Annotated in this window: 26 protein-coding genes and 1 riboswitch; of the genes, 7 read left to right on the top strand and 19 right to left on the bottom strand. The window is 32.3% G+C overall.

Annotated features, from left to right (window positions below):
* Positions 1–150: 150 nt before the first annotated feature.
* From KPL50_RS09065 to KPL50_RS09080, 5 genes are all read right to left on the bottom strand, one after another.
* The gene (locus tag KPL50_RS09065; RefSeq protein ID WP_216298134.1) at positions 151–1317 is read right to left on the bottom strand and encodes a DUF4041 domain-containing protein; all 1167 of its coding nucleotides are present in this window, start codon (positions 1315–1317) and stop codon (positions 151–153) included.
* Between the two features lie 33 nt (positions 1318–1350).
* Complete coding sequence (locus KPL50_RS27420; RefSeq protein WP_290443215.1) at positions 1351–1476, bottom strand: hypothetical protein; 126 nt, start codon at positions 1474–1476, stop codon at positions 1351–1353.
* 61 nt (positions 1477–1537) lie between these two features.
* Positions 1538–2134, bottom strand: a complete 597-nt coding sequence (gene lepB, locus KPL50_RS09070; protein ID WP_216298202.1) for a signal peptidase I — start codon at positions 2132–2134, stop codon at positions 1538–1540.
* A gap of 56 nt (positions 2135–2190) precedes the next feature.
* Positions 2191–2697, bottom strand: coding sequence for a flavodoxin domain-containing protein (locus KPL50_RS09075; RefSeq protein ID WP_216298135.1), 507 nt, complete (start codon positions 2695–2697; stop codon positions 2191–2193).
* A 318-nt stretch (positions 2698–3015) separates the two neighbouring features.
* Complete coding sequence (locus KPL50_RS09080; protein ID WP_216298136.1) at positions 3016–4179, bottom strand: dicarboxylate/amino acid:cation symporter; 1164 nt, start codon at positions 4177–4179, stop codon at positions 3016–3018.
* Positions 4180–4375: 196 nt separating this feature from the next.
* Between KPL50_RS09080 and KPL50_RS09085 the strand changes: the two genes are divergently transcribed.
* Positions 4376–4768, top strand: a complete 393-nt coding sequence (locus KPL50_RS09085; RefSeq protein WP_216298137.1) for a DUF1413 domain-containing protein — start codon at positions 4376–4378, stop codon at positions 4766–4768.
* Between the two features lie 287 nt (positions 4769–5055).
* Positions 5056–5484, top strand: a complete 429-nt coding sequence (locus KPL50_RS09090; RefSeq protein ID WP_309245156.1) for an EAL domain-containing protein — start codon at positions 5056–5058, stop codon at positions 5482–5484.
* Between the two features lie 152 nt (positions 5485–5636).
* Here KPL50_RS09090 and KPL50_RS09095 read toward each other — a convergent pair whose 3' ends face one another.
* From KPL50_RS09095 to KPL50_RS09115, 5 genes are all read right to left on the bottom strand, one after another.
* Positions 5637–6353, bottom strand: a complete 717-nt coding sequence (locus KPL50_RS09095; protein WP_216298204.1) for an ABC transporter ATP-binding protein — start codon at positions 6351–6353, stop codon at positions 5637–5639.
* Positions 6346–7143 (bottom strand): ABC transporter ATP-binding protein, encoded by a 798-nt coding sequence (locus KPL50_RS09100; protein ID WP_216298138.1) that lies wholly within the window; start codon positions 7141–7143, stop codon positions 6346–6348. Before KPL50_RS09100 ends, KPL50_RS09095 begins: the two co-directional genes overlap by 8 nt.
* Positions 7143–8195: a branched-chain amino acid ABC transporter permease gene (locus KPL50_RS09105; protein ID WP_216298139.1), complete on the bottom strand. Its 1053-nt coding sequence runs from the start codon at positions 8193–8195 to the stop codon at positions 7143–7145. Before KPL50_RS09105 ends, KPL50_RS09100 begins: the two co-directional genes overlap by 1 nt.
* A gap of 3 nt (positions 8196–8198) precedes the next feature.
* Positions 8199–9092 (bottom strand): branched-chain amino acid ABC transporter permease, encoded by an 894-nt coding sequence (locus tag KPL50_RS09110; protein ID WP_216298140.1) that lies wholly within the window; start codon positions 9090–9092, stop codon positions 8199–8201.
* A 79-nt stretch (positions 9093–9171) separates the two neighbouring features.
* Complete coding sequence (locus KPL50_RS09115; protein ID WP_216298141.1) at positions 9172–10341, bottom strand: ABC transporter substrate-binding protein; 1170 nt, start codon at positions 10339–10341, stop codon at positions 9172–9174.
* A 399-nt stretch (positions 10342–10740) separates the two neighbouring features.
* On the opposite strand from KPL50_RS09115, the gene KPL50_RS09120 reads away from it, so the two are divergent.
* Positions 10741–10881: an LDCC motif putative metal-binding protein gene (locus KPL50_RS09120; protein WP_216298142.1), complete on the top strand. Its 141-nt coding sequence runs from the start codon at positions 10741–10743 to the stop codon at positions 10879–10881.
* Between the two features lie 75 nt (positions 10882–10956).
* Here the strand turns inward: KPL50_RS09120 and KPL50_RS09125 are convergent, their stop codons facing one another.
* Positions 10957–11502, bottom strand: a complete 546-nt coding sequence (locus KPL50_RS09125; protein WP_216298143.1) for a YcxB family protein — start codon at positions 11500–11502, stop codon at positions 10957–10959.
* A 296-nt stretch (positions 11503–11798) separates the two neighbouring features.
* Here KPL50_RS09125 and KPL50_RS09130 point away from each other — a divergent pair, with 296 nt between their 5' ends.
* The gene (locus KPL50_RS09130) at positions 11799–12515 is read left to right on the top strand and encodes an SGNH/GDSL hydrolase family protein (protein ID WP_216298144.1); all 717 of its coding nucleotides are present in this window, start codon (positions 11799–11801) and stop codon (positions 12513–12515) included.
* Positions 12516–12575: 60 nt separating this feature from the next.
* Here KPL50_RS09130 and KPL50_RS09135 read toward each other — a convergent pair whose 3' ends face one another.
* The 8 genes from KPL50_RS09135 to KPL50_RS09170 form a co-directional block, all read right to left on the bottom strand.
* Positions 12576–14579, bottom strand: coding sequence for an ABC transporter ATP-binding protein (locus KPL50_RS09135; RefSeq protein WP_216298145.1), 2004 nt, complete (start codon positions 14577–14579; stop codon positions 12576–12578).
* A complete protein-coding gene (locus tag KPL50_RS09140; RefSeq protein ID WP_216298146.1) occupies positions 14576–16351 on the bottom strand; it encodes an ABC transporter ATP-binding protein in 1776 nt (591 codons plus the stop codon). Before KPL50_RS09140 ends, KPL50_RS09135 begins: the two co-directional genes overlap by 4 nt.
* A 30-nt stretch (positions 16352–16381) precedes the next feature.
* Positions 16382–16822, bottom strand: coding sequence for a MarR family winged helix-turn-helix transcriptional regulator (locus tag KPL50_RS09145; protein ID WP_216298147.1), 441 nt, complete (start codon positions 16820–16822; stop codon positions 16382–16384).
* 218 nt (positions 16823–17040) lie between these two features.
* Positions 17041–17976, bottom strand: a complete 936-nt coding sequence (locus tag KPL50_RS09150) for an ABC transporter permease (protein ID WP_216298148.1) — start codon at positions 17974–17976, stop codon at positions 17041–17043.
* Positions 17973–19031, bottom strand: a complete 1059-nt coding sequence (locus KPL50_RS09155; protein WP_216298149.1) for an ABC transporter permease — start codon at positions 19029–19031, stop codon at positions 17973–17975. The genes KPL50_RS09150 and KPL50_RS09155 overlap by 4 nt, the downstream gene beginning before the upstream one ends.
* A gap of 11 nt (positions 19032–19042) precedes the next feature.
* On the bottom strand, positions 19043–20563 hold the full coding sequence (locus KPL50_RS09160) for an ABC transporter ATP-binding protein (protein WP_216298150.1): 1521 nt from the start codon (positions 20561–20563) through the stop codon (positions 19043–19045).
* Between the two features lie 19 nt (positions 20564–20582).
* Entirely contained in the window at positions 20583–21701 is a 1119-nt protein-coding gene (locus KPL50_RS09165) for a BMP family ABC transporter substrate-binding protein (protein ID WP_216298151.1), read from the bottom strand.
* 170 nt (positions 21702–21871) lie between these two features.
* Positions 21872–21973, bottom strand: a riboswitch (purine riboswitch).
* Positions 21974–22068: 95 nt separating this feature from the next.
* The gene (locus KPL50_RS09170) at positions 22069–22440 is read right to left on the bottom strand and encodes a hypothetical protein (RefSeq protein ID WP_216298152.1); all 372 of its coding nucleotides are present in this window, start codon (positions 22438–22440) and stop codon (positions 22069–22071) included.
* Positions 22441–22673: 233 nt separating this feature from the next.
* On the opposite strand from KPL50_RS09170, the gene KPL50_RS09175 reads away from it, so the two are divergent.
* The 3 genes from KPL50_RS09175 to msrB all read left to right on the top strand — a co-directional run bounded on the left by KPL50_RS09175 (position 22674) and on the right by msrB (position 25068).
* Positions 22674–23105 carry a DUF3842 family protein gene (locus tag KPL50_RS09175; protein WP_216298153.1) on the top strand — a complete coding sequence of 144 codons (432 nt, stop codon included), beginning with the start codon at positions 22674–22676 and terminating at the stop codon, positions 23103–23105.
* 307 nt (positions 23106–23412) lie between these two features.
* A complete protein-coding gene (locus KPL50_RS09180) occupies positions 23413–24540 on the top strand; it encodes an aminopeptidase (protein ID WP_216298154.1) in 1128 nt (375 codons plus the stop codon).
* Positions 24541–24612: 72 nt separating this feature from the next.
* On the top strand, positions 24613–25068 hold the full coding sequence (gene msrB, locus KPL50_RS09185) for a peptide-methionine (R)-S-oxide reductase MsrB (protein ID WP_216298155.1): 456 nt from the start codon (positions 24613–24615) through the stop codon (positions 25066–25068).
* Positions 25069–25194: the final 126 nt, after the last annotated feature.

The raw sequence follows: 25194 nt of genomic DNA on the forward strand, positions 1-25194 counted from the left end.
TCACCTCTTACTTATTATAACACTTCAACCATCTAATTTAAATATAGAAAAAATTACACATAAAACCAATATAATATAAAAGTGCCCTTGTAATTTTTAAAATTACAAGAGCACTTTTATATTAGCTAATAAATTAATTAGCACATGATATTATTCCATCATTCTACTTTGTTCTTCCTTTTCTTCCTGCTGCTTTAGTTTATATTCATAGGCAACATAAAGTTCTTCTAGTTTAGTATTAAGATATTTAGGAACTATTTTAACTTGTGTTAAATTACCAAGCTTATTTAAATCTTCGAAGAATGATTTAATTCTATTCTCGATTACTTCTATATTACTAAACTTCACCTTATCAATAATAGAATCGCACTCATCGTTAAAAATCCTAAGCACAAGTTTAATCATATCCTCTGTCATATCTTCAACTAGTTCATTACCTTCTTTTATGTTACCATTAACAATCCATTGCTTGAATTCAATAGCTTCTTTAGATTTAACCATATCCCTTTGATTTTCTCTTATATTCTGAAGCATTGTAGCACCTTTTATTGAATTCATTAAATTATATTCAGGCTTATAAACCCCAAAACTTTGCATTAAAATATCATCATCTAAAGTTATTATTTCAGACTTTAAGCTATCTAAAGATGTTTTCACATTATTATATTCTAAATTAAGTTCATCAATGGACTTTATTTTAGTGTTCATTACAATTTCATATTCATCTGATTTTTGCTTGTGCTCATCAGCCTTTTTCTTAGTTGAAACCTCATATTCACTATTTTTTCTTTCAATAAATTCATTGTATTCTGCACTTTTGTCTTCTAGCTCTTTATCTTTTAAGGCAATTAAATTATCATATTCTTGACTTTTGTTTTCGATTAAGCCATCATATTCTGCTCTTTTGTCTTCTAGCTCTTTGCTCTTTAGTCTCATTAAATTATCATATTCTTCACTTTTTGTTCCGATTAATTCATCATATTCTGCTGTTTTTTCTTCAAGCTCTTTACCTTTTAGTGCCATTAAATTATCATGTTCATTTGATTTCTCTTCAAATTCTTTGGTTTGATATACAGCTTGGCTCTTATATTCCCTATTGAGTTCTTCTATGGCTTTTGTTTTTGTTTCAATTAGCTTGTCATATCCTTCAAGCTCCACTTCAAGTTCCTTAGTTTTAGATAAAACTTGGCTCATTCCCAATTGAGTTGGAGTTAGTTTTATATATCTCAAATTTTTATTTTCCTCAATTAATTTCTCAATCTCAGATTTATATTGCTTCGCGTTTAATGCATCCTTAAGCGATGTAAGTATTGCCATTGAAAAACCTCCTTATTTCTTTAACAAGTTACATTATACCACAAAAAATTCATTCATAAATATGGTAATATCCTCTATAAATGATTTAACAGCCTCTTCCTTAATAGCCAAAGATGTTACCAAGCGAATAGCAGAATTGTCTTCATCAATTTTTTCCATACATAGAATGAATATAAAAAATACTATTCTACCATCAGAATAGTATTTTCACTTTAAGGTTTTATTTAATAGCACCTATCTTATTAAAGGGAAAGACTCTAAATACTGCTTTACCTTCAACTTGATTAAAATTGACTAGCCCAAATGCCCTGCTATCTATACTTACAGTTCTATTATCACCCAAAACAAACAATTTATTAGTTGTTACTTTAATTGGATATTTGTCTTCATCACTAAAAGTCTGACCCTTTGCATATGGTTCATCCAGCTTTTCACCGTTAACATAAACATATCCATCTTTTATGTTAACCTCATCTCCAGGAATGCCAATTATTCTTTTTACTAATCTTCTATCCTTATCAGTATTCTCAAATCTTGATTTTATATTATTTACAAATATTGCAGTATCATCAATAATAGTTCCCTTTTGCTCATCTTCAAGAAATATAATAATATTTCCTCTTTTTGGCATGGCAACATTATAAATCAACTTATCTACTATTAATTGCTGACCGCTATATAGTGTATTTTCCATAGACCCTTGTTCTACTTGAACCCTTGCAAAAACTTTGCTATTAATTAGTGACGCTATAAGAAATGCTCCTAAAATCGGGAAAACCCAATTTCTTATTTCTTTTATTATTTTGTTTTTTTTAATCATATTTATCCCTCCAGCTATCAAATTGTTACATAATGTGAATCTAATTAATCACACTATTGCTTATTCATTAATTGTACAAACCTATTAATATTATCTTCATGTATATTTAAAACATCTTTATTCATATTTACTTTAACTGCGTTATTCTCTTTCTTAGATACCATCTTAATTATAAACTTTTCAAAGAAATTCATTTTACTAAATGTGAAGCCCCCTCCGAAATGTTCTTTAGCTATAGCCATAGACAATAATTCATTTGGCAAACTATCATTCAACTGAGATATTGCTTTTTCCCCCTCACTCATACAACATACAAAAAAACCTATTTTCTTGTTTTTTAAAATACTCGCATTTTTAAAAGAAAATTCTCTTATTTCCTTTTGAATTCTTCCTGCATAGATTGACCCACCAATAACAATGCTATCAAATGAATTAATATCAGGAATTGCGTCCTTTTTTATATTTACAATGACAACTTCTCCATGGAGCTTGTTTTTTAAAGCTTTACTACATTTCTCAGTAGCACCATGTTTAGAACCATAAACAATAAGTGTTTTCATAAATTTTCCACTCCTTTTATATAATATTCCACGGTTCACATGATAAAAACGATGTACATTTATCATGGCTTATATTTCCAAATACTATTATGTAATATATTCTTTATTACCATAGGAAATTCCTGCTAAAATAATAATGAATTTTCATCCCTACAACTCTTAGTAGTTTCAATTGTGATAATTAATTCTATTAAAGAAATAAAGAAACCATCCTGTCTTTTTTATCAGAATGGTTTCCTTGTTTTCTAATTTTTTTAAGATATACAATTTAAAATACTTTTATGCAACAACATTTTCTTCCTTTGTAGTTTCATGTTTTTATTCAAAAAGTTTATGTCCAGAAATCTTATTTATTAATACAGCAATTGCTCCATCACCAGTTATGTTACAAGCAGTACCAAAACTATCTTGCGCTAAGTATAGAGCTATCATAAGGGATGTTAATTGTTCATTAAATCCGAGCATACTTTGAAGTAGTCCAAGTGCTGCCATAACAGCTCCACCGGGAACCCCAGGTGCAGCTACCATTGTAACCCCCAAGGCTAAAATAAATCCAAAGAAAGTTCCGAAACTATAATTCATACCATTTAACATCATTATTGCAAGGGAGCAACTTACTAAAGTTATTGTACTACCAGAAAGATGTATAGTTGCACAAAGCGGTACTACAAAATCAGCTACTCCATCATTTACTCCATTTTTTTTAGTTTGAGCAAGAGTAACTGGAATAGTTGCTGCAGATGATTGAGTTCCTATAGCTGTTAAATATGCAGGAATCATTGTTTTAATTAATTTAAATGGATTAGCACCAGCTATTGTTCCAGCAATTACATACTGAAGTACAATTACTGTAAAGTGAAGTATAAGTACTAAAATAAATACTTTTGAAAATACTTTTAATATAGAAGCAACCTGACCAGCATATGTCATGTTTGCAAAAGTACCCATAATGTATATAGGAAGTAGTGGAATTATTATTCCAGTAATCAGCTTAGTTATAATATCTTGGAATTCCTTCATAGCACTCTTTATGGTAGTAGATTTTATTACAGCAATTCCTATACCTAATGTAAAGGCAAGAACTAAGGCTGTCATTACATCCATTAGAGGTGGAATTTTAATATTAATAAATGATTTAGCTAACTCACCTTTACCAAAACCTGCTCCTAATGCTCCAGTTTTTAAAAATATTGGGAGAATAGTAACATTTGCAAAGTATGCCAAGGATCCAGCTATTACAGTGGAGGCATAAGCTACTCCTGCAGTTATAGCCAAAATTTTACCAGCCCCGCTACCAAGATCACCTATACCCGGCGCTACAAATCCTATAATTATAAGAGGTATGGCAAACCCTAAAAATTCACCAAATAATCCATTGAACGTTGCGAAAAGCCTTATCCCTGTTTGTGGAAGTATACTTCCTAAAATAATACCTAAGATAATAGCTATAATAAGTCTAGGAAGTAATCCTATTTTTTTCATTTAAATTCCTCCTTGTATAATCTCATTTAAGGTTATGCAACCTGTAATAACATTATACAACCCTATGGTGATTTTATCAAATCTATAAACACAATATTTCGCTTATTAAGTTGAGATACCTTTAAGATTCTCCTTATATTTCTTTGTTGCGTAGCCTTTTGCAATATACTATAATAATTAAAAGGGGTGATTCAAGATGCAAGAATTTAATGTACGTATACGCCTGAGTGAGAGTGAGTTAAAGCTGTTAGAACATATTACAAAATCAAAAGGCTATACGGGCATAAGTCAATACTTAACTGAAATTATTAGAAATGAAATTAAAAATATTAATGATGATGAAAAAAAATTAATATTAAAAGATAATCTTTCTGAAGATGATATAATGAATTTAATTAGGGAAAACATAAATAATATTAATGGGAAATTCCAATTTGCAGATCTATTGACGGACTTTTGGAATAACGTGTCCTTATCTCAAAGAAAGAAGATTGGTAAGCTTTTTAGACGTATGGTGGATAATAACGAATTCCAAGGCGTCACATCTTTAGGTCCGAATTCTTCTGGTATTGCTCTATACAAGAAGTAAAGTGCCACCCACGTGGGTGGCACCTTTTATTTTTTAATCCTTCCTCATAAAAGTATCCCAACATCACATTTTTAAAATATAAAGTCTTTTTTGCATAAAAAAGATTTTCTTAAATAATTTGCCATAAATTGAAGGGTTTTGAATTATTATGTTGAACTAATAAATTACAATATATCATATATTCTAATAATTCTTTAGACATTCCATCCTTAGGTGATTTTACAAAGAAAAATGGCTATTTTAGTGAACCTTCAATTTTATTATTTTAAATTTGCTCATTTACAGGAATAGTTGTAGGCTTTGAAGCTCTTTTAAGGTTAAAAAATCATCTTATCTCCCCTGCGCAATTTATACCAGTAGCAGAAGAGACAGGTGGTATTATAGAAATTGGAAGATGGGTAACAAGGGAGGCAATCAAACAAATTGCTGCCTGGAATAGTAAGGGTTTAAGTGCAAAGCCTATAGCTATTAATTTTTCTGCAAAACAATTAAATGACTTGAATTATGTAAAGTTTTTAGGAGATACATTGAAAGAATTTGATGTAGAAGCTAAGTATATAGATATAGAAATTACAGAAAGTATATTCTTAGAAAAAAAAGAAGAAACCATTGAATTTCTTAATGAATTAAAAATATTAGGGATAAAAATTGCACTAGATGATTTCGGTACAGGCAAGCTCTGGAGGCCGAAAAAATATATAATAATAATTTTTTAGACAAATTAGTCCTTAAAAATAAACAACAACAATAGTTGTAACTAAGCTATTCAATTATAATAAAAAATAAGCTAATAACAGGTAATTGAAAAATCCTATTATTAGCTTATTTTTATTATATCTTATTTTTTATTTCAACTCTAATATTGTTACTATGCATGAACACTTTCCCCTAAATAAGCTTTCTTTACATCTTCATTACACAATAACTCTTTCCCAGTTCCTTTAATGGTAATTCTTCCCGTTTCAATTACATATCCTATATCTGCAATTTTTAAAGCAGCATTGGCATTTTGTTCAATTAACAGGATGGTCACGCCTTGCTTATTAATTTCTTTAATAATATTAAAGACATCCTTAATAATTAGTGGCGCTAGTCCCAAGGACGGCTCATCCATCATGAGTAACTTGGGCCTTGACATTAATGCTCTTCCAATTGCAAGCATTTGCTGTTCTCCGCCAGATAGTGTTCCTGCTTGTTGCCAGGTTCTTTCCTTAAGCCTTGGGAAAAGAGTGTATACTCTCTGCATATCTTCTTTAATTCCCTTTTCATCTTTTCTTGAAAATGCACCTAGTTTTAGATTTTCAAGCACCGTAAGGTCACCGAAAACCCTTCTTCCCTCTGGAACTAAAGTAATTCCATGCCTAACTATATTTTGAGGTTTAATGAGCATCAAATTGTTATTTTCATATTGAATTGTCCCACTTTTAATTTTCACTAGTCCTACAATAGAACGAAGCATTGTGCTTTTTCCAGCACCATTGGCACCAACTAAGGTTACAATTTTACCTTCTTCAACATCAATACTTGCTCCTCTTAAAGCTTCAATTCCGCCATAAGAAACTACTAAATTATCAATTTTAAGCATCATCTTCATTCACCCCCAAATACGCCTGTATAACTCTTTCATTATTTTGAATGTCATAAGGGATTCCCTCTGCTATAGTAACACCATAGTCAAGAACATATATTCTATCCGATATTCCCATTACAACCTGCATGTGATGTTCTATCATAAATATGGTTAAGTCAAATTCATCTCTAATTTGTTTAATAAAATGTGTTAGATCATCCGTTTCTTTTGGATTCATTCCAGCTGCTGGTTCATCTAGAAGCAAAACTTGAGGGTTCGTAGCCATAGCTCTAGCAATTTCAAGCCTTCTTTGCTTTCCATAAGGAAGAGAATGTGCCCTAGCATCCCTTTGCTCTAATAAACCTACTTTCTTAAGCAAGTTAAGAGACTTTTCCATCATTTCATTTTCTTCTTTTCGGTACCATGGAAGTCTAAAGATTGCATCCATAAAATTAGATTTAATATTTAAATGGTTAGCAATTAGGACATTATCAAGGACGGATAAATCTTTAAATAATCTTATATTTTGAAATGTTCTTGCAATTCCTGTTTTAGTAATTACATCTGGTCTCATTCCCGTGATATCTTTATTATTAAAATAAATTTTACCTTCGGTTGGTTTGTACACGCCAGTAACCATATTAAAAGCTGTAGTTTTTCCAGCACCATTGGGTCCTATTAATGCCACAATTTCTCCTTTATTTAAGGTAAGATTAAAATCCTTTACTGCAGTTACTCCTCCAAACTGCATCTTTACATCTTCTATCTTTAATACCGTCTTTACTCCTTCTTTTACTTCTGGCATTATTTATCGCCTCCTTTTTCAGATGGCTTTCTGCTAAATTTACAAATTATTTTGTCAAAGCTAAACTCTTTGGTCCCCATAAGTCCATGACGGAAAAAGATGACTACCATCATTAAGAGTGCTGAAAATACAACCATTCTAAGTCCAGGTATTCCTTGAATTGTTATAAATCCAAAATTCATGGTCTCATCAAGAAATCTTAATGCTTCTCCTGCAATTGTTACGATGAAAGCAGCAATAATTGATCCTGTGATACTGCCCATACCTCCAAGTACTATAATAAGAAGTATATTAAATGTTAAGATGAACCTAAACATGAGTGGATCTATTGTACCGAGTAAGTTACCTAAAAGCCCCCCACCTACGCCTGCAAAGAATGCTCCAATTGTAAAAGACAATACCTTATGTTTAAATAAATTGATTCCCATACTCTCTGCTGCTACCTCATCCTCACGTATTGCTTTAAAGGCTCTTCCATAGGAGCTATTTATGAGACAAGTAATTATTATAACAGTGGCGACCGCCGTTCCAAAGGTCCACCATATATTTGTGGTGTCAGGAATTCCTTTTAAGCCTAAGGCTCCGTTTGTTAGCGTTTGTGTATTTGTAAATATAACTCTTATAATTTCTGAAAAGCCTAAAGTAGCGATTGCCAGATAATCTCCTCTTAACCTTAACACTGATGATGCAATCAAATACCCAACAAAAGCTGTAATAAGTCCTGCTATAAGCAGTGCTGGTAAAAATGGCAATGTTAAGTTTGCTAGTGGTTTAATGATAGGTGCCAGAAAAAAATTCTGCGTCTTCATTTCTGGTGACATTGTTAGTAGTGCTGTAGCATATGCTCCCACTGCCATAAACCCAGCATGTCCTAGTGAAAATAAACCGGTAAAACCATTCACCAAATTCATACTTAATGCAAGGATTACATAAATAGCACATAGATTTAATATTCTTGTGTTATACGAATCTAAATTTTTATCGATAAAGACTAACAGTACTATTAAAATTAACATAGAAATTAATGTTAATATCAAATTCTTTTTTTTCATATTCTACACCTTCTCCGATATTTTTTCGCCCATTATGCCTGTTGGCTTAATCAAAAGTATTACAATAAGCATTATAAACGCAAATGCATCTCTATATCCCGATAAATCTTGGAAAAAAGCAACAAGCATAATTTCACCTATACCTAAAATAAAACCTCCAATAACAGCACCTTTAATATTTCCTATTCCTCCAATAACTGCTGCTATAAAACACTTTAATCCTGGCATAACTCCCATAAGTGGTAGAAGTGATGGAAACTTAAGTGCCCACATCAATGCTCCAACCGATGCAAGCATGGATCCAATTCCAAATGTAAATGAAATCGTTTTATTTACATCTATACCCATAAGTCCCGCTGTTTCATAATCTTTCGAAACAGCTCTCATTGCCATTCCACTCTTTGTATGATTAATCAAATATAATAGTAAATATAAAAGAACAAATGTAACTACAGGAATAACAAAAGTCAATCGCTGTACAGATATGTTTCCAATTTGAACCATTTTATCAAAAATTTCTGGAGTTGGAAAAGGTTTTGGCCTTCCTCCAAACAAAACAATTGCTACATTTTCCAAAAGAAAAGAGGCACCAATTGCAGAAATCATAATTGAAATTTTAGGTGCACCTCGAAGAGGTCTATATGCAGTTTTTTCAATTAGCATTCCCAGTGCACCAGTCAAAATTATCGCTATTAAAAAAGAAAAATACCAGGGCAACATGAAGGTTGATACTCCATAAAAAGCAAAGTATGTTGCCATCATAAAAATATCACCATGAGCAAAGTTGATCAGTCTTAATATTCCATAAACCATTGTATATCCAATTGCAATCAGTGCATACAAACTCCCAAGAGAAATCCCATTAGTAAGATGTTGCAAAAATGTATCTAAGCTCATATGTCCTCCCCCTCATACCTTTATTAAGAATAATACGCCTCACACCATTTTGATGGAAGCGTATTATTTTATGTCGCTACTATTTAATAGGCTCTATAACTTCCTTAAATGTGAATTTTCCATCTTTAACTTGTTTAATTACAGCACTCTTTACCGCATTTCTATTTTCATCAAAATTGATAACTCCAGCTGCCCCTTGGAAGTCTTTAGTTTTTGCAAGTTCATCTCTTAATTTAACTGAATCCGCAGACCCAACTCTCTTAATTGCATCTAAAAGAATAATATAAGCATCATAACCAAGTGCAGCTACTGCTGCTGGTTCTTTTCCAGCATATTCTTTTCTGTACGCATTTAGGAATACTTCTGATTCTTTTGTGATTGGCTTTTCAGTAGCGAAGAAAGTTGAGAATGTTGCTCCTTCTACCGCTTCTTTTCCCGTTGTTATAAATTCTGGTGTTTCCCAAGTATCTCCTCCGATAAATGGTGTCGTTATTCCTAATTGCCTTGCTTGTCTTATTACTAACGCAGATTCAGTGAAATTACCAGGTGCAAAAATAACATCTGGATTTTTAGCTTTCAAGTTTGTAAGTTGTGCCGTGAAATCTTGATCTCCAGTATTGTAATTTGTTACCGCAACAATGGAATTTTCATCTCCTGTTAGTTTCTTAAAGGAATCTGTGAAATATTTTGCAAGTCCAATTGCATAGTCATTGGACACTTCTTGAACAATAGCAACCTTTTTAGCTTTTAATGTATTAAAAGCATAATTCGCCATAACAGTTCCTTGGAAAGGATCTATAAAACATACCCTAAAATAATATTCATTGCCTAATGTAACAAGTGGATTTGTACAAGATGTTCCCATTGTAGGAATTTTCGCTTTTTTAACTATATCTCCTGCTGCCATGGAAAGTGAGCTTCCCCAACTTCCAATTATCGCTGTAACCTTTTCTTTATCAACCAATCTTGCCGCTGCACTTGCTGCTTCCACTTTGTCTGACTTATTATCTACAAGTACAAGTTCAACTTTCTTTCCTAGCACCTCCGGGTAAAGTTTGTTTGCAAGCTTTATCCCTTCAATTTCTAGTGCCCCACCGGCTGCATTCGCTCCAGTCATGGGTTCGAAAACTCCAATTTTAATTACATCACTATCAGTTGCAACTTTCTCTGCTGTTTTTTTTCCACAACCACTAAGCCCAATTGTCGCTATCATAAGAGTTATAAGCATAATTGATATTTTCTTTTTCATTTTATTCCCCCTACTTTTTATTTTGATATTGTTAGAACTATCTTTTTATTCAATTAAAAATAAGTAAAAACTGCGTTTTCAAGAGTACCATACTTTTATTTGTTTGATTACAATAACTAATTTGTTTATTTTCTCAATTCTATTAATATAAGTTTTATGCGTTTATCTTCAATAATATGCCTAAAAAAAATAGAGCCAGCAGATTTTTATCTACTAACTCTATTTTTCTATACTTTGAAGAAAATAAGTGCCACCCAAGTGTCAAGTGGCAAGTTTATATATATCTTGTTTACCTATGATAACACAAATTTGATATTCTTTATATTTTCTTCATATAATAGTGTTAAAATTAATTTATATATAATAACCACATATAATTTAAATCAATGGAGGCTATTAATGAAATCCTTAAAACAATGGTTCAATAATTTTATAAAAGATATGGGAAAAGCTAGTGAAGAAAGTTTTGGTGATAAAAAATTAGGTTGCTGTGGATTAAACACTAATAAGCCCAAAAATCCAACTAAACCACAAAAATAAAACCCCATAGGGTTTTATTTTTTACTATAACCGTTAATACTTATTTAATATAACAAAATTTATCTTTTGAATGTATTACACAATATTATTTTTACCTTTAGATTTTTGGATTATATAATTTAATTTATCAATAAATCTCTTTTTTTCATTCTCATTATTAAATACATGAACTGGAAGAATATATGCCGCAACAGAACTAATAAATATAAAAATATGTTTTTGGGTTTGTGTTATTTTTTCAATAACACTCCAATCTGTCTTTGATTCACTTAGTGTACTACAATCAATAATACCCTTTTCTGTAAGTGTCAAGGAACGTTTACCCAACATATCTGTATTTTCACCTTCATCTAGCATTTTTGAAATTCTTTTCGATACACTCCATTTAAAGTATTTAGGATAAAATATAATCCATAGTACGCTGCTTACTAAAAACACTTTAAACCAATACCCAAGTGGAATACTTGTAACCCTTATCAACATAACTGGCATTAATAAAAAAATTATAGGAACAATATATCTTTGGGCTATGAATAGCCTTTTAACACTCTTAGAATTACTCATGTAATTCATATTAAAATCTATATAGTCCTGTTTAGTTAGTTGATAATCAATTTTCATAAAAATCCCCCTCAAATTTACAATTAGAATATCATAAAAAATTAAAATATTGTGTCTATATTTTACATTAATTCCAACTAGTTCGCAAGTAGCATATGAGTATATATTATAAGCCTTTTGGAAAATATTATATTGATAATATTTCTATGAGGTTTTATTATAATTAATATTTTTATTCATCACATAGTTTCAATAACTATGTATTGTGTTTTTTATAATTATGTGATATATTGCTAATATACATTAAATGAATTAAATATTACTTAGTTTAATATCTAATTTTATGGAGGTAAATTATGAAAATAAAAGATAGTTACATTCTTATAGCATTTGGTGATTCTATTACAAAAGGAATTATTTACGATGAAGAAAAATCTAAATACGCTACTTTAAAAGAAAACTTTACAAGCATAATTGGGAATAAAATAAAAGGGCAAGTATACAACGCAGGTAAATTTGGGAGTACCATTATGAGAGGCGTTGGCAAGATGTATAATGATGTCATAAATAAATCACCTGATATTGTTTTAATAGAGTTTGGTGGCAATGACTGTGACTATAACTGGGATGACATCGCTAAAAATCCTGACGATGAATATAAACCAAATACTGAAATTTCCATCTATCGCGAAACACTGCTGACAATGATTGATACATTAAAGAATAATCACATATTACCTGTACTTATGACTTTGCCCCCCTTAGATCCTCTAAAATACTTCAAATGGATTACTAAGGAAGATTCTTTTGCAGAGGAAAATATTTTACATTGGCTAGGAACAAAGGATGCTCTTTTCAATTGGCATAGTTCATATAATAAAATCATTACGGAAGTAGCTAATGAAACAAGCACTGTGCTGATAGACGTGAGAACTGAGTTTTTAAAACACAGCAACTACAGTGAGTTTTTATGTAAGGATGGTATACATCCAAATATTGATGGTCAATCATTAATAGCTACTGTTATATTAAAATTTATAAGTGAAAACTATAATTTTTTATTACAAGTATAATTAATTTAAGGCTATGTTACCATCTAAATAATGGTAACATAGCCTTATTTATATTTTCTTTTATACTACTTCATTATCTAAATTTGCACCAGCAAATTGACTATTATACAGGTCTTCATAAAAACCCTTCTTAGCAAGAAGTTCATTATGACTCCCCATCTCTATAATACTTCCTTTATTCATAACTAGTATTAACTCTGCATCCCTAATTGTTGAAAGTCTATGAGCAATTACAAAGCTTGTTCTATTTTGCATAAGTGCGGTCATTGCTCTTTGTATATAAACTTCTGTTCTTGAGTCAACACTACTTGTAGCTTCATCAAGTATCATAATAGTTGGATTTGCAAGTATTGCCCTAGCTATAGTAAGCAATTGTTTTTGACCCTGTGATATATTTGAAGCCTCTTCATTTAGTATTGTATTATATCCATCAGGAAGAGTCTTAATAAAGTGATGTGCATGAGCTGCTCTTGCTGCCTCTATAATTTCTTCATTTGTAGCTCCATCTTTACCATAAGCAATATTATCCATTATAGTACCATTAAAGAGCCAAGTATCTTGAAGTACCATCCCAAACATATTACGTAGTTCTCCACGTTTTATGTCTCTGATATCTACCCCATCAATTGTAATCTTACCTGAACCTATCTCATAGAAACGCATAAGCAAGTTAACAAGGGTAGTTTTACCAGCTCCTGTTGGACCAACTATTGCAATTGTATGACCTCGTTTTACATCAATGTTCATGTTCGTAATAAGGGGTTCATCTGCCTTATAGCTAAAGTCAACATTTTCAAACTTAACTTCGCCTTTAGGTAATTCTATAATTCTAGCGCTCGGAGCATCTGGTAACTCTTCAATTTCATCTAAAAGTTCAAAAACACGTTCAGCAGATGCAATTGTTGATTGCATTATATTAGCAATATTTGCAGTTTGAACTATTGGTTGAGTAAACTGACTAGAATATTGGATAAAGGCTTGAATATCACCAATAGTAATTCTTCCTTGTGTTGCTAAATAACCTCCAACAACGCAAACTACTACATAACCTATATTACCAACAAATCTCATCATAGGCATTATTATCCCAGATATGAACTGAGCTTTCCAACCTGAGTTGTACAACCTATCATTAATATTTCTAAACTTCTCTATTGAATCTTTCTCATGTCCAAAGGATTTAACGATTTTGTGGCCAGTATACATTTCTTCTACATGACCATTGAGCGCTCCAATTTCCTTTTGTTGAGCTGCGAAATATTTCTGAGAGCGTTTTGCAACAAAAGCTGTCACAACAATATATAGTGGCAATGTTAAAATAACCACAAGTGTAAGTAGAGGGCTTATTGTAAGCATCATAACTATAACACCTATGATAGTAACAATAGAAGTAATAAGTTGCGTAAGACTTTGTTGCAATGTGGTTGAAATATTATCAATATCATTTGTTACACGACTTAATATCTCACCATGAGTTCTTGCATCATAAAATTTTAGAGGTAAAATTGAAAGCTTGTTATCAACGTCTTTACGCAAATTATAAACAGTTTTCTGAGCCACTCCAGCCATAATGTATTGTTGAAGAAAACCAAAAAGTGCGCTTATTAAATACAGTACTAGTAATAATAAAATAATGTTCTTTATATATTGAAAATCTATTTTACCACCATTTAAATCCATTATTTTAGTTATTCCAGTTTTAATCTGATCCATGCCCTCAATTACTTTTGGACTCTTTGCAGCTGCAGGATTAGCCTTTATTACCGCTGTTATTTTATCCTGCTCCGAAAGAAGCTTAATCAATCCAAATTTACTCATTATACCTTCAAATAGTTTAGTTATAGCTTTTCCTGAAATCTTAGGTCCTACTATACTAAAAACAGTACTGATGATTGCAAATATAAATACCAATATAAAATTAACTCTTTGTGGTTTTAAATAACTTAATAATCTTTTTAACGTACCTTTAAAATCTTTTGCTTTTACTACAGGACCAGAAAAGGATCCCATTGGGCCGCCACCCATGCCTCCCCTTGCTCCACTGTTTTTTTTGTTTTCACTCATGCTAATTCCTCCTCTGAAAGCTGTGAAGATACAATCTCATGATATATCTTGCAACTAGTTAAAAGTTCCTTATGTGTTCCCATTCCAGCTATTTTACCTTCATCTAATACTATGATTCTATCCGCGTCCATAACCGTTGCAACTCTTTGAGCAATAATAAGTACAGTAGATTTCGCTGTTTCCTTTTTAAGTGCTGCTCGTAGTTTTGCATCAGTTTTAAAATCAAGTGCTGAAAAACTGTCATCGAAAATGTATATTTCAGGTTGTCTAACTAAGGCTCGTGCAATAGATAAACGTTGTTTTTGTCCACCTGAAACATTTGTTCCTCCTTGAGAAATAACATGTTCATATCCATCTTTCATTCCATTAACAAATTCTGTAGCTTGTGCTACAGTAGCTGCATGTTGGATTTCCTCAGCAGTAGCATTATTTTTACCAAATTTAATATTATCAGCAATAGTTCCTGAAAAGAGTACCGTATTTTGAGGAACGAACCCTATTTTTGTCCTTAGAGATTCTTGACTCATTTCGCGTACATCTACACCATCTACTAGTACTGAACCAGTAGCTGCATCATAAAAACGTGGTATTAAGTTTACAAGGGTAGATTTACCGGAACCTGTACCACCAATAATTGCTGTTATTTCTCCAGGCAATGCACTAAAGCTTATATTACTAATAGCTGGTTGCTCTGCACCTGGGTAGCTAAAAGACACATCCACAAATTCCACATATCCACTTTTTTTGTCAGCTAGTATTGAAATCTTTGGATCTATAATTTCTGGTTCCATGTCTAATACTTCATTTATTCTTATTGCAGAAGCTTGAGCCCTAGGTATCATTATAAATACCATAGCAAGCATTAAGAAACCGAATAAAATTTGCATCCCGTATTGTATAAATGCTATTAATGAACCAACCTCCATACTACCAGCGTCTATTCTTTTACCACCAAACCATATAATAGCAACTGTTGTGACATTCATAATTAACATCATTACTGGTAATAAAAACGCCATAATTTTATTCACCTTTACAGCATTGTCCATAAGATCAGCGTTAGCATCATCAAATCTAACTTTTTCAGTATCTACACGATTAAAAGCACGTATTACCCTAATGCCAGTAAGCTTTTCACGTAATACAAGATTCAATTTATCTATTTTCACTTGCATTAATTTAAATAGTGGCATTGCGTATTTAAGCGTTGCTGCAATAATTATTCCAAGCAGTGGAACTACAACAGCAAAGATCCATGTTAGTGACGTATCCTCTCTTAAAGCCATAACAACACCGCCTATGGCGGTTAAAGGAGCAAAAAGCATAATAGAAAACATCATTACTGTTACTGTTTGAATCTGAGTAACGTCATTTGTTGTTCTAGTTATAAGGGTAGCAGTTCCTACCTTATCAAATTCATGTAGCGAGAATCCTTCAACTTTTTCAAATAATTTGTTACGAATAATCCTACCAAGTCCCACAGCAGTTCTTGAAGATAGGAATGAAGCTACAACTGAGCATATAGCACCACCTGCTGATATTAGTAGCATAAAACCACCTATTCTAATAATATAATCTACCCCTTTATAAGCTCCTGTAAAGCCTAAAAATGAAATAGTTTGAACTACATCTTTTTGCATTATACCTTTATCTACTATATCAGCCATCAATGTTGGTAAATATAGGTTTGCAAGTACTTGTGTAAAAATCAATACAACTATTGCCAATATCTGCAATGTGTATTGTTTTAAAAATCTGAACAATTTGATCATTTAATACCATCCCCATTCATTGTTATTGTTTTATTTTTGTTGGTCGCTTAAAAGTTTCTTAAGTGTACTTAATCCTTCAAAAATTTTGTGAAGTTCCTCTTCGCTTCCTTTACTCATAGTATTTTGAATATTTTTTTGGAATTGCTTATTAAAGGCTTCATGCATGTCTTTGAAGTTTGGTGATATGCTTACATAAACTACCCTCTTGTCACTTTCACTTCTTTCTCTTACCACCATTTCTTGCTTCTCAAGCCTATCCACGATTCCCGATACAGTACTATTCGATAAACAAAGCTGATTACTAAGTTCTGTTATCTTAATCTTCTTTTTTTTACTTAAAAGTCCTAGTACCATGCCTTGAGGTGCAGACATACCTGTTTCTTCAAGCAATTTGTTCATACTATGTTTAAATAGCTGCATAACCTCTTGAAAAAGGCTTGCAACCTCCATACTCTCATTTAATGTTTTCACTTGTTCACCACCTTTTAGTATATTTTGCTCTATTAACTCAATTAAGTATATTTCGTATACGTATATTTCGTATACGTATATTTCGCTTACGAAGTATATTATATCCCCATAAAATTCTTATGTCAATATTTATTCAAAAAATATAAAGGGGCAGACCGGAGTGTCTGTCCCTTTGAGACTGTAACCAATTTTCTATTTAAACTAAATTTCTATTTTTATCATCTATCTTCTCTAAAATATGGTGTTCCCAAATTCTTAGGTGGAGCATTCCTTTTAGATTTCTTCATAGATACAATTACAAGAATGGCTATGGTAACTAAATACGGAAGCATATCTACTAGGTATTGAGAAACATGAATTCCCGCTCCTTGAAGCCTAAAGCCTATTATATCAAGCCCACCAAATAAAAAAGCTCCAAGAATTGCCTTATAGGGATTCCATGCGGCAAATATAACAAGTGCTATAGCAATCCATCCTCTACCTGCCACAACATTTTCCTGCCAGCTAGGTATATACACAAGTGAAAGGTAAGCCCCTCCAAGTCCACATAACGCTCCACCTATTAAAATATGAACATACTTATATAGTGTAATATTTATACTTGCTGCATCTGCACAGCCTGGGTTTTCTCCTATTGCTCTTAGATTTAACCCCTTGCTAGTGTTATATAAATATACTCCAATAATCACTGCCAAAATATACCCAAGATAAACAAAAGCATCCTGTCTAAAAAATATTGGTCCAATAACAGGAATGTCACTTATTACTGGAATTGAATAGGGTTTAAAAAAACTTTTTACAGCTTCTGGTGCAGTTTGCCCTACCAGTTGCTTTCCTATTAGGGTTGAAAACCCACTTCCAAAGGTAGCTAGTGCAAGGCCCGTAACAACCTGGTTAGCTCTTAATGAAATTGTTAAGAAAGCAAATATTAAACCAGCAAACGCTCCAGCAGCCATAGCTCCAAGAAGTGCTGCAAAAACATTTCCTGTTTTTAACCCTACCAGAAAACCCATTACTGCTCCCATGAGCATCATGCCCTCTACTCCAAGATTAAGGTTACCAACTCTCTCTATTAATATTTCACCAAGCGTTGCAAAAAGAAGAGGAGTTCCCGCAACTATTGCTGCAGCTAAAAATGCCATTATCTCGTTCATTTTGCAACACCTACTTTTTTATCAATTTCAAACCTAATAAAAAACTCACTACCAAGTACAAAAAACAATATCATAGCTTGTAATATAAGTGCAGCTGCACCAGGTATTCCATAAGAGGTTTGGATGTAGGATCCACCCTGCTGAAGCGCAGCAAACAATATTGAAACAACCATAATAACTGGGGCATTTAAGTACCCAAGCCAGGCTACAATTATAGCTGTGAATCCAACTCCTCCACCTATATTGTCTGCAAGGGTATTGCTGATACCTGAAGCTTGAATCATACCAACAAGCCCACATAAGCCACCACTTAAAAGTATGGATATAATTATAGTTCTCTTTATGTTAACCCCTGAATAAAGAGCAGTCTTTTCGCTTTCTCCAAGCACAGAAATTTCATAACCCTTTTTAGTATAATTCATAAAAATAAATATGAACAAAACTAAAACTATTGCAATGATCCATCCAATATGTACCTGAAAAACATCTGGAAGTATGGCATTTTCACTAAAATTCGCTATCTTCGCAAAGCCCATTGCATTAGGATCTTTTAATGGTCCATGCTGAAGAAATACTATCCATTTAATAGCAATATAATTCATCATCAAAGTAACTATTGTTTCATTGGTACCCCATCTTGCTTTAAAAACCGCAGGAATTAGTGCCCATAGACTTCCTCCAATTATACCTGCTACCATCATTGTTAATAATAAAATTGGTTTTGGCATTGTTGGGAATTTAAGTGCAAAAACTGAAGCTGCAAATGCCCCCATAATAATTTGACCTTCGGCACCTATATTCCAAAAGTGCATCTTAAAGGCTACAGCAATACCTAGGCCAGCTATGCAAAGAGGAATAGCTAGTTTAATAGTTTCTCTAATTGAATAAGGCGAACCAAAAGCTCCCTTTATCATTGATGCATAAACATCTATTGGATTTTTACTCATCAGTATAATAACTATACTAAATACCAAAAGTGCAAGTATTACTGAAGCAATTCTAATGGTTACACTTTTCCCTTTGCTTATTTCATCTCTTTTTACAAACCTTACCATCCTTTAGCCTCCTATCCTACCTGCAACTTATTTTTATGACCAGTCATCATTAATCCAATTTCCTCTTTCGTAATTTCATCACTATTAACAATTCCAGTAATTTCACCGCTACAAACCACCATTATCCTGTCGCTAAGCTGAATTAAAACATCTAAATCCTCTGAAATAAAGACTACACCTACCCCCTTAGATTTTTGCTCATTTATTAGGTGATATATGGTATAACAAGTATTTATATCAAGTCCTCTTACTGGGTATGCCATTATTAGCAACTTAGGATTTGAGGCGAGCTCTCTCCCCAATAATATTTTTTGAATGTTTCCTCCTGATAAATTTTTAATAGGAAAATGAATTCCTGGGGTCTTCACTTCAAGCTTTATAATAATTTCCTTTGCCATCTCTATGGCAGGTTTTTTATCAATAAAAAATCCCTTTTGAGAATGGTATTTCTTAAGCATTAAATTATCTACCATATCCATAGACCCAACGAGCCCCATTCCAAGTCTATCTTCTGGAATAAAACTCATACTAATACCCTTTTGAATTATTTCTCTTGTGTTTTTCCCTACAAGATTTTCCCCCTGAAAAATTATTTCCCCTTCTTTTACTGGCTGCATTCCTACAAGTGCTTCACATAATTCCTTTTGCCCACTGTTAACAATACCTGCAATTCCAAGTATTTCTCCCTCTTTTATATTAAAACTCAATCCTTTTAAACGTTGTATTCCCTCTTCATCCAGAACTTTAAGATTTTTAACCTCTAAAATATTTTCTATGCTTTCGTATTTAACTCTCTTGATAGATAAATCTACAGGATGTCCCACCATAAGCTCTGCCAATTTTTTAGGATTAGTATCTTTTCTGTCGAGAGTAGCAATGGTTTCACCCTTTCTTAAAACCGTTATCTTATCAGATAGCTCCATAACCTCGTCCATTTTATGGCTTATGAATACTATGGCACAACCCTGTTCCTTCATTTTATTCATTATTTTAAATAGTTTCTTTGTCTCCTGAGGAGTAAATACTGTAGTAGGCTCATCCAGCACAAATATTTTAGCACCTCTGTATACCACCTTAAGTATCTCCAATATTTGTTTTTCTCCCACTGTCATATCATATACTCTTTTATTTAAATCAACCTCAAGACCATATTTATTAGATAACTCTGTTATATCTTTTATAACCTTATTCTTATTTATAAAAAAACCAGTCTTTTGACCTAGCATTATATTTTCTAAACTAGTCATTACATCCACCAATCTAAAGTGCTGATGAATCATTCCAATTTTTGCCTTTATAGCATCCTTTGGTGCAGAAAACTTTACTTCTTTTCCACTAACAAAAATAGAACCTCTGTCAGGAATATAAATTCCTGACAGAATGTTCATTAGTGTACTTTTTCCTGCTCCATTTTCTCCTAACAATGCATGGATTTCGCCGCTATTTATTTCTAAATTGATATTATTATTGGCAACTACCTTACCGAAAACTTTAGTTATTCCCTTCATGGATATATGTGGAACAGTACTCATAATATCACCCTTTTCTATTTTACTTTACCTTACCTTCTACACCTTCAACAAACCAATCAACACTAAGCATGTCCTTATCTGTCATAACTTCGCCATCTTTAATTTTTAAAACACCTGTATTGTCCTTTATAGGTCCTACAAACACTTTATTCTTTCCTGAAATTATATCTGCTTTAGCACTATCTACTGCTGCTTGTGCATCAGCTGGAGCATTTTTAGTTAGTGGAGCTAAGTATATTATACTTTTGCTGTTATCTGATTCCATTGCGCCCCAATAGCTTTCTGATTTCCAAGTTCCAGCAATAACTTTATTAACTTGATCTACATAGTATGGTCCCCAATTCCAAATTGGAGCTGTCATGTAAGCATTTGGCGCAGCTTTGCTCATATCTGAGTTATAACCTATAGACCAAACTCCCTTTTCCTCTGCAGCTATTTGTGGTCCAGTTGTATCCTGATGCTGAGCAATAACGTCAACGCCTCCATCTAAAAGTGCCTTTGCCGCTTCTTTTTCCTTCGCAGGATCGTACCAAGTATTTGTCCATGTAACTTTTACAATTGCTTGTTTATTAACGGATTGAACTCCAAGTGCAAATGCATTTATACCTCTAACAACTTCTGGAATGTTCATAGCTGCCACATACCCAATTTTATTTGCTTTAGTTTTCATTCCTGCAACAATACCTGAAAGGTATCTAACTTGATAATCTCTACCAAAATAATTTGACATATTAGTATCTTGTGTATACCCTGAACAATGCATGTATTTTATATCGGGATGTTTTTTTGCAGATTTAGCCATTCCATCCATGAATCCAAAACTTGTCCCAATAATAACTGTAACTCCATTGTTAATCATTTCCTCACAAGCCTTATCAACCTCTGCCGTATCTTCTTTTACGCTTTCCTTAAATACTGTCTTCTCTATTTTATCGCCAAGTTCCTTTTCAAGAAATAATCTTCCTTGGTCATGAGCAAAAGTATAACCACCATCACCAATAGGTCCTACATAAATAAAACCTACCTTTACTTTTTTACTAGCATCAGGAGTAACTGTATTGCTTTTACTTGAACAACCTGTTAGAATTCCTCCTAGAACTAGTATAAGTGTGAGCATTAACCCAATGATCTTTTTCATTAAAGACTCCCCCTATTTTTATAAAATTTTATATAAAGACATAACGTCTTTAATATACTTAACTTAAACAAAAAATATAAACCCTCCAAATTGAAATTTCAAAATGGAAAGTTTATACAAAAATATACTAAAATATAGAATTACTCTAAAAAATAATCCTATAACTTAAAATCTTATATACAACCACCCATAGTCAGGCTATTTATGGCAACCTGGTAGAAACATTTAGACCATATTACTAAACATATATAGGTTTATTGGAATAATTATTGTTTTTTCAATATTGCAAAAACTTTGTACACAAGAATATATTACAGTAAAAGTCATAAAATGTATATAGATTTCGATAAATATTTTGCTACTTTTATTAATTTTTAGCCTCATTTTCACTTTTTTCCTCTTCTTCCAACTCCTCTATTGCATGCTCCATTGCAACACCGATATCACCTAGTGATTGCTCATCTACCTTTTCTAAGGTCTCCTTAATTTCATTTCTGTTACTATCTGTATCTTCATTATTACCACCAAAATCTCCATCAAATTCTTCTTCATTATCTTCTACATTATTAATATCAATATTTTTTATTTCTTTACAGCAACCTTTAGTTAAAATGGCTACAGCAGTACCTCCAATTACAACTCCTAATACTGCTAAAACAGAATAACTTTTAATATGGTTAATTCTTTGTTTCTTTCCGTTAAACTTAATATTTTTTGCTAATTTGTTTAGATAGTTCATAATATTCCTCCTAAATTTAAAAAATAATCTGCTTATTATATTGTATCCTTATTATTATAAAAAATTCTTTTCCAGTAAATACAGTATATGAAAATAATAATATTATTTTTCTAGCAAGATTATAATCTTGCTTAGACTAAAAATAGAATTTATTTTTATAATATAGTATAATAATGCTTATGTGTATAAACATTATTAGACTATATTAAAATTCTACTTTTGGAGGTATCGTCATGAAAATAGCTGTAATAGACGGACAAGGGGCAGGTCTTGGTCAAGCAATTATAAAAAGAATTCGTAAAGAATTTGCCCTTGATGTTTATATTGTTGCACTTGGTACAAATAAATTTGCTACTTCAAATATGGTAAGAGCTGGTGCAAATCTCGGTATAACTGAGGAGAGTGCAATTTGCTCATTTTTCACAAAAAATAAAGTTGACAGTATCATCGGACCAATTGGAATAATATGCAGTGGTGGTATAAACGGAGAAGTTACGCCCTTAATTTCAAATTCCATATTTAATATGGATTGTACTAAATATATACTTCCACTTCAAAAACATGGCATTTATATACCGGGAACAAGAAATCTGCAAATCAAAGATATAATTGATGAGATTGTACTTGATATAAAGAATAATAAGCAATTCTTCGTTAATTATTAATTCTGAAGATTATCCATCAGCAAGAAATAACCCTCCTAGCATTATTTAATAGAAATGTAACTTACAACATAATACAACCACCAAAGTCAGAACATTGTATAAACAATGTCTTCAACCTTCGTGGTTGTTTTTTATAAATAAGTTAAATTCAAACTAAAAATAAGCCTTCGTGACTTACTCCAAATTTAACTAGAGTATTTCTTAAACATTTGGTACCATGTATATATGAATATTTTTTAACGGGTAACTTCAAAAAAGAATATACACTCTTAAGTTTACCCTCTAACAACGAAAGGAGAAATTATAAATGGCTGATCAAAGACTTAATAAACTTGCAAAACTACTTGTAAATTATTCTACTCAGGTTAAACCGGGTGATTTTGTATTTGTTTCCTGTGATGAGGTTGCAACCCCCTGGATGGTAGAGGTGGTAAAGGAAGCCGTGAAGGCAGGAGCCCATGTGGAAACTTCACTTTCTTCACAGGAAGTATCAGAAATAAAGCTTAAATATAGTACTGAAGAGCAGCTTCTTGCTGAGAATACACTTTTCAAAACAATGCTAGATAAGGCAGATGTATGGCTTTCTGCCTGGGGGAATAGAAACACAAAGACCAATTCAAGAATTGCTGCAGATAAGCTTAAGCTCTCCTCCAAAGGAGCCGCAAGTTGGAGAAAAATATATTCTGAAAAAATGGGTAATGGTTCTTTAAGATGGTGTGGCACACAATTTCCCACCTATGCAGATGCTCAGGAAGCTTCAATGAGCCTTAGCGATTATGAGGATTTTGTTTATGGTGCGGGGCTACTCAATGCGCAGGATCCTGTATCAGAATGGAAAAGGATAAGTGCAGAGCAAGAAAGATGGGTTAAATACCTTGATACTAAAAGTGGACTACAGTTTATTTCAGAGGGAACAGATATAAAAGTAAACACAACAGGTAGGAAATGGATAAATTGTGACGGAAGAGCAAATTTCCCAGATGGAGAGATATTTACCTCACCTGTTGAAGATGGCGTGGATGGAGTAATTACTTTTAGTTTTCCAGGAATATATATGGGTAAAGAAATTGAAGGAATAGTTTTAGAGGTTAAAAGTGGTAAGGTTGTTAACGCAACGGCCGCAAAAGGCGAGGACCTACTTAAATCACTCCTTGAAACTGATGAAGGCGCCTGCAGATTTGGTGAGGTAGCTATAGGTACCAACTATGGTATTAAAAATTTCACAAGAAACATGCTTTTTGATGAAAAAATTGGTGGAACGGTGCATTTGGCTATTGGGGACTCAATGCCTGAAGCAGGTGGTTTAAACAGATCCACGTTACACTGGGATATGCTTTGTGATATGAGAAATGGTGGAAAGATTTATGCTGATGGTGAATTATTCTATGAAAATGGAAGTTTTATTGAAGGTATATTAGAAAAGTATAACCTATAACTTACTGTTAAATTGTATTTCCATACTTTTTAAGATTATCTAATGTATTAAAAATTTTAAGGAGGTACTTTTATGGACGAAAAAGTATATATCAAAAGAGATAAAGAAGAGTTAAAAACGATACTAACTCCTACTCAATTTGAAGTAAGTCAAGAAAATAGCACAGAAAGATCCTTTGACAATGAATATTGGAATAATATTGAACCAGGAATTTATGTAGATATTAATAGCGGAGAGCCATTATTTACCTCTCTAGATAAATTTGATTCGGGTTGTGGGTGGCCTAGTTTTACGAGGCCACTGGTAGAAGACCATGTGAAAGAGAATAAGGATGTAACCCATGGAATGATAAGAACAGAAGTAAGAAGCAAATATGGTGACAGCCATTTAGGGCATTTATTCACCGATGGTCCAAGTGAACAAGGTGGATTAAGATATTGCATAAATAGTGCTTCATTGAAGTTTATACCTTTTAATAAACTTGAAACTGAAGGGTATGCGGAGTATTTAGAACTATTTAAGAAATAAGGAATTTTTTCAAGTAATACTCTTTAATATACTACTGTAATTGAGGAACTAACTAAAAAAGCACCCTTCTACATTAAATTAGAATAGTGCTTTTCTTACTTTTACCCTAAATGCTACTTAGCATAC

The organism is Clostridium sp. CF012, from assembly GCF_018861755.1.
Classification (GTDB): domain Bacteria; phylum Bacillota; class Clostridia; order Clostridiales; family Clostridiaceae; genus Clostridium_AD.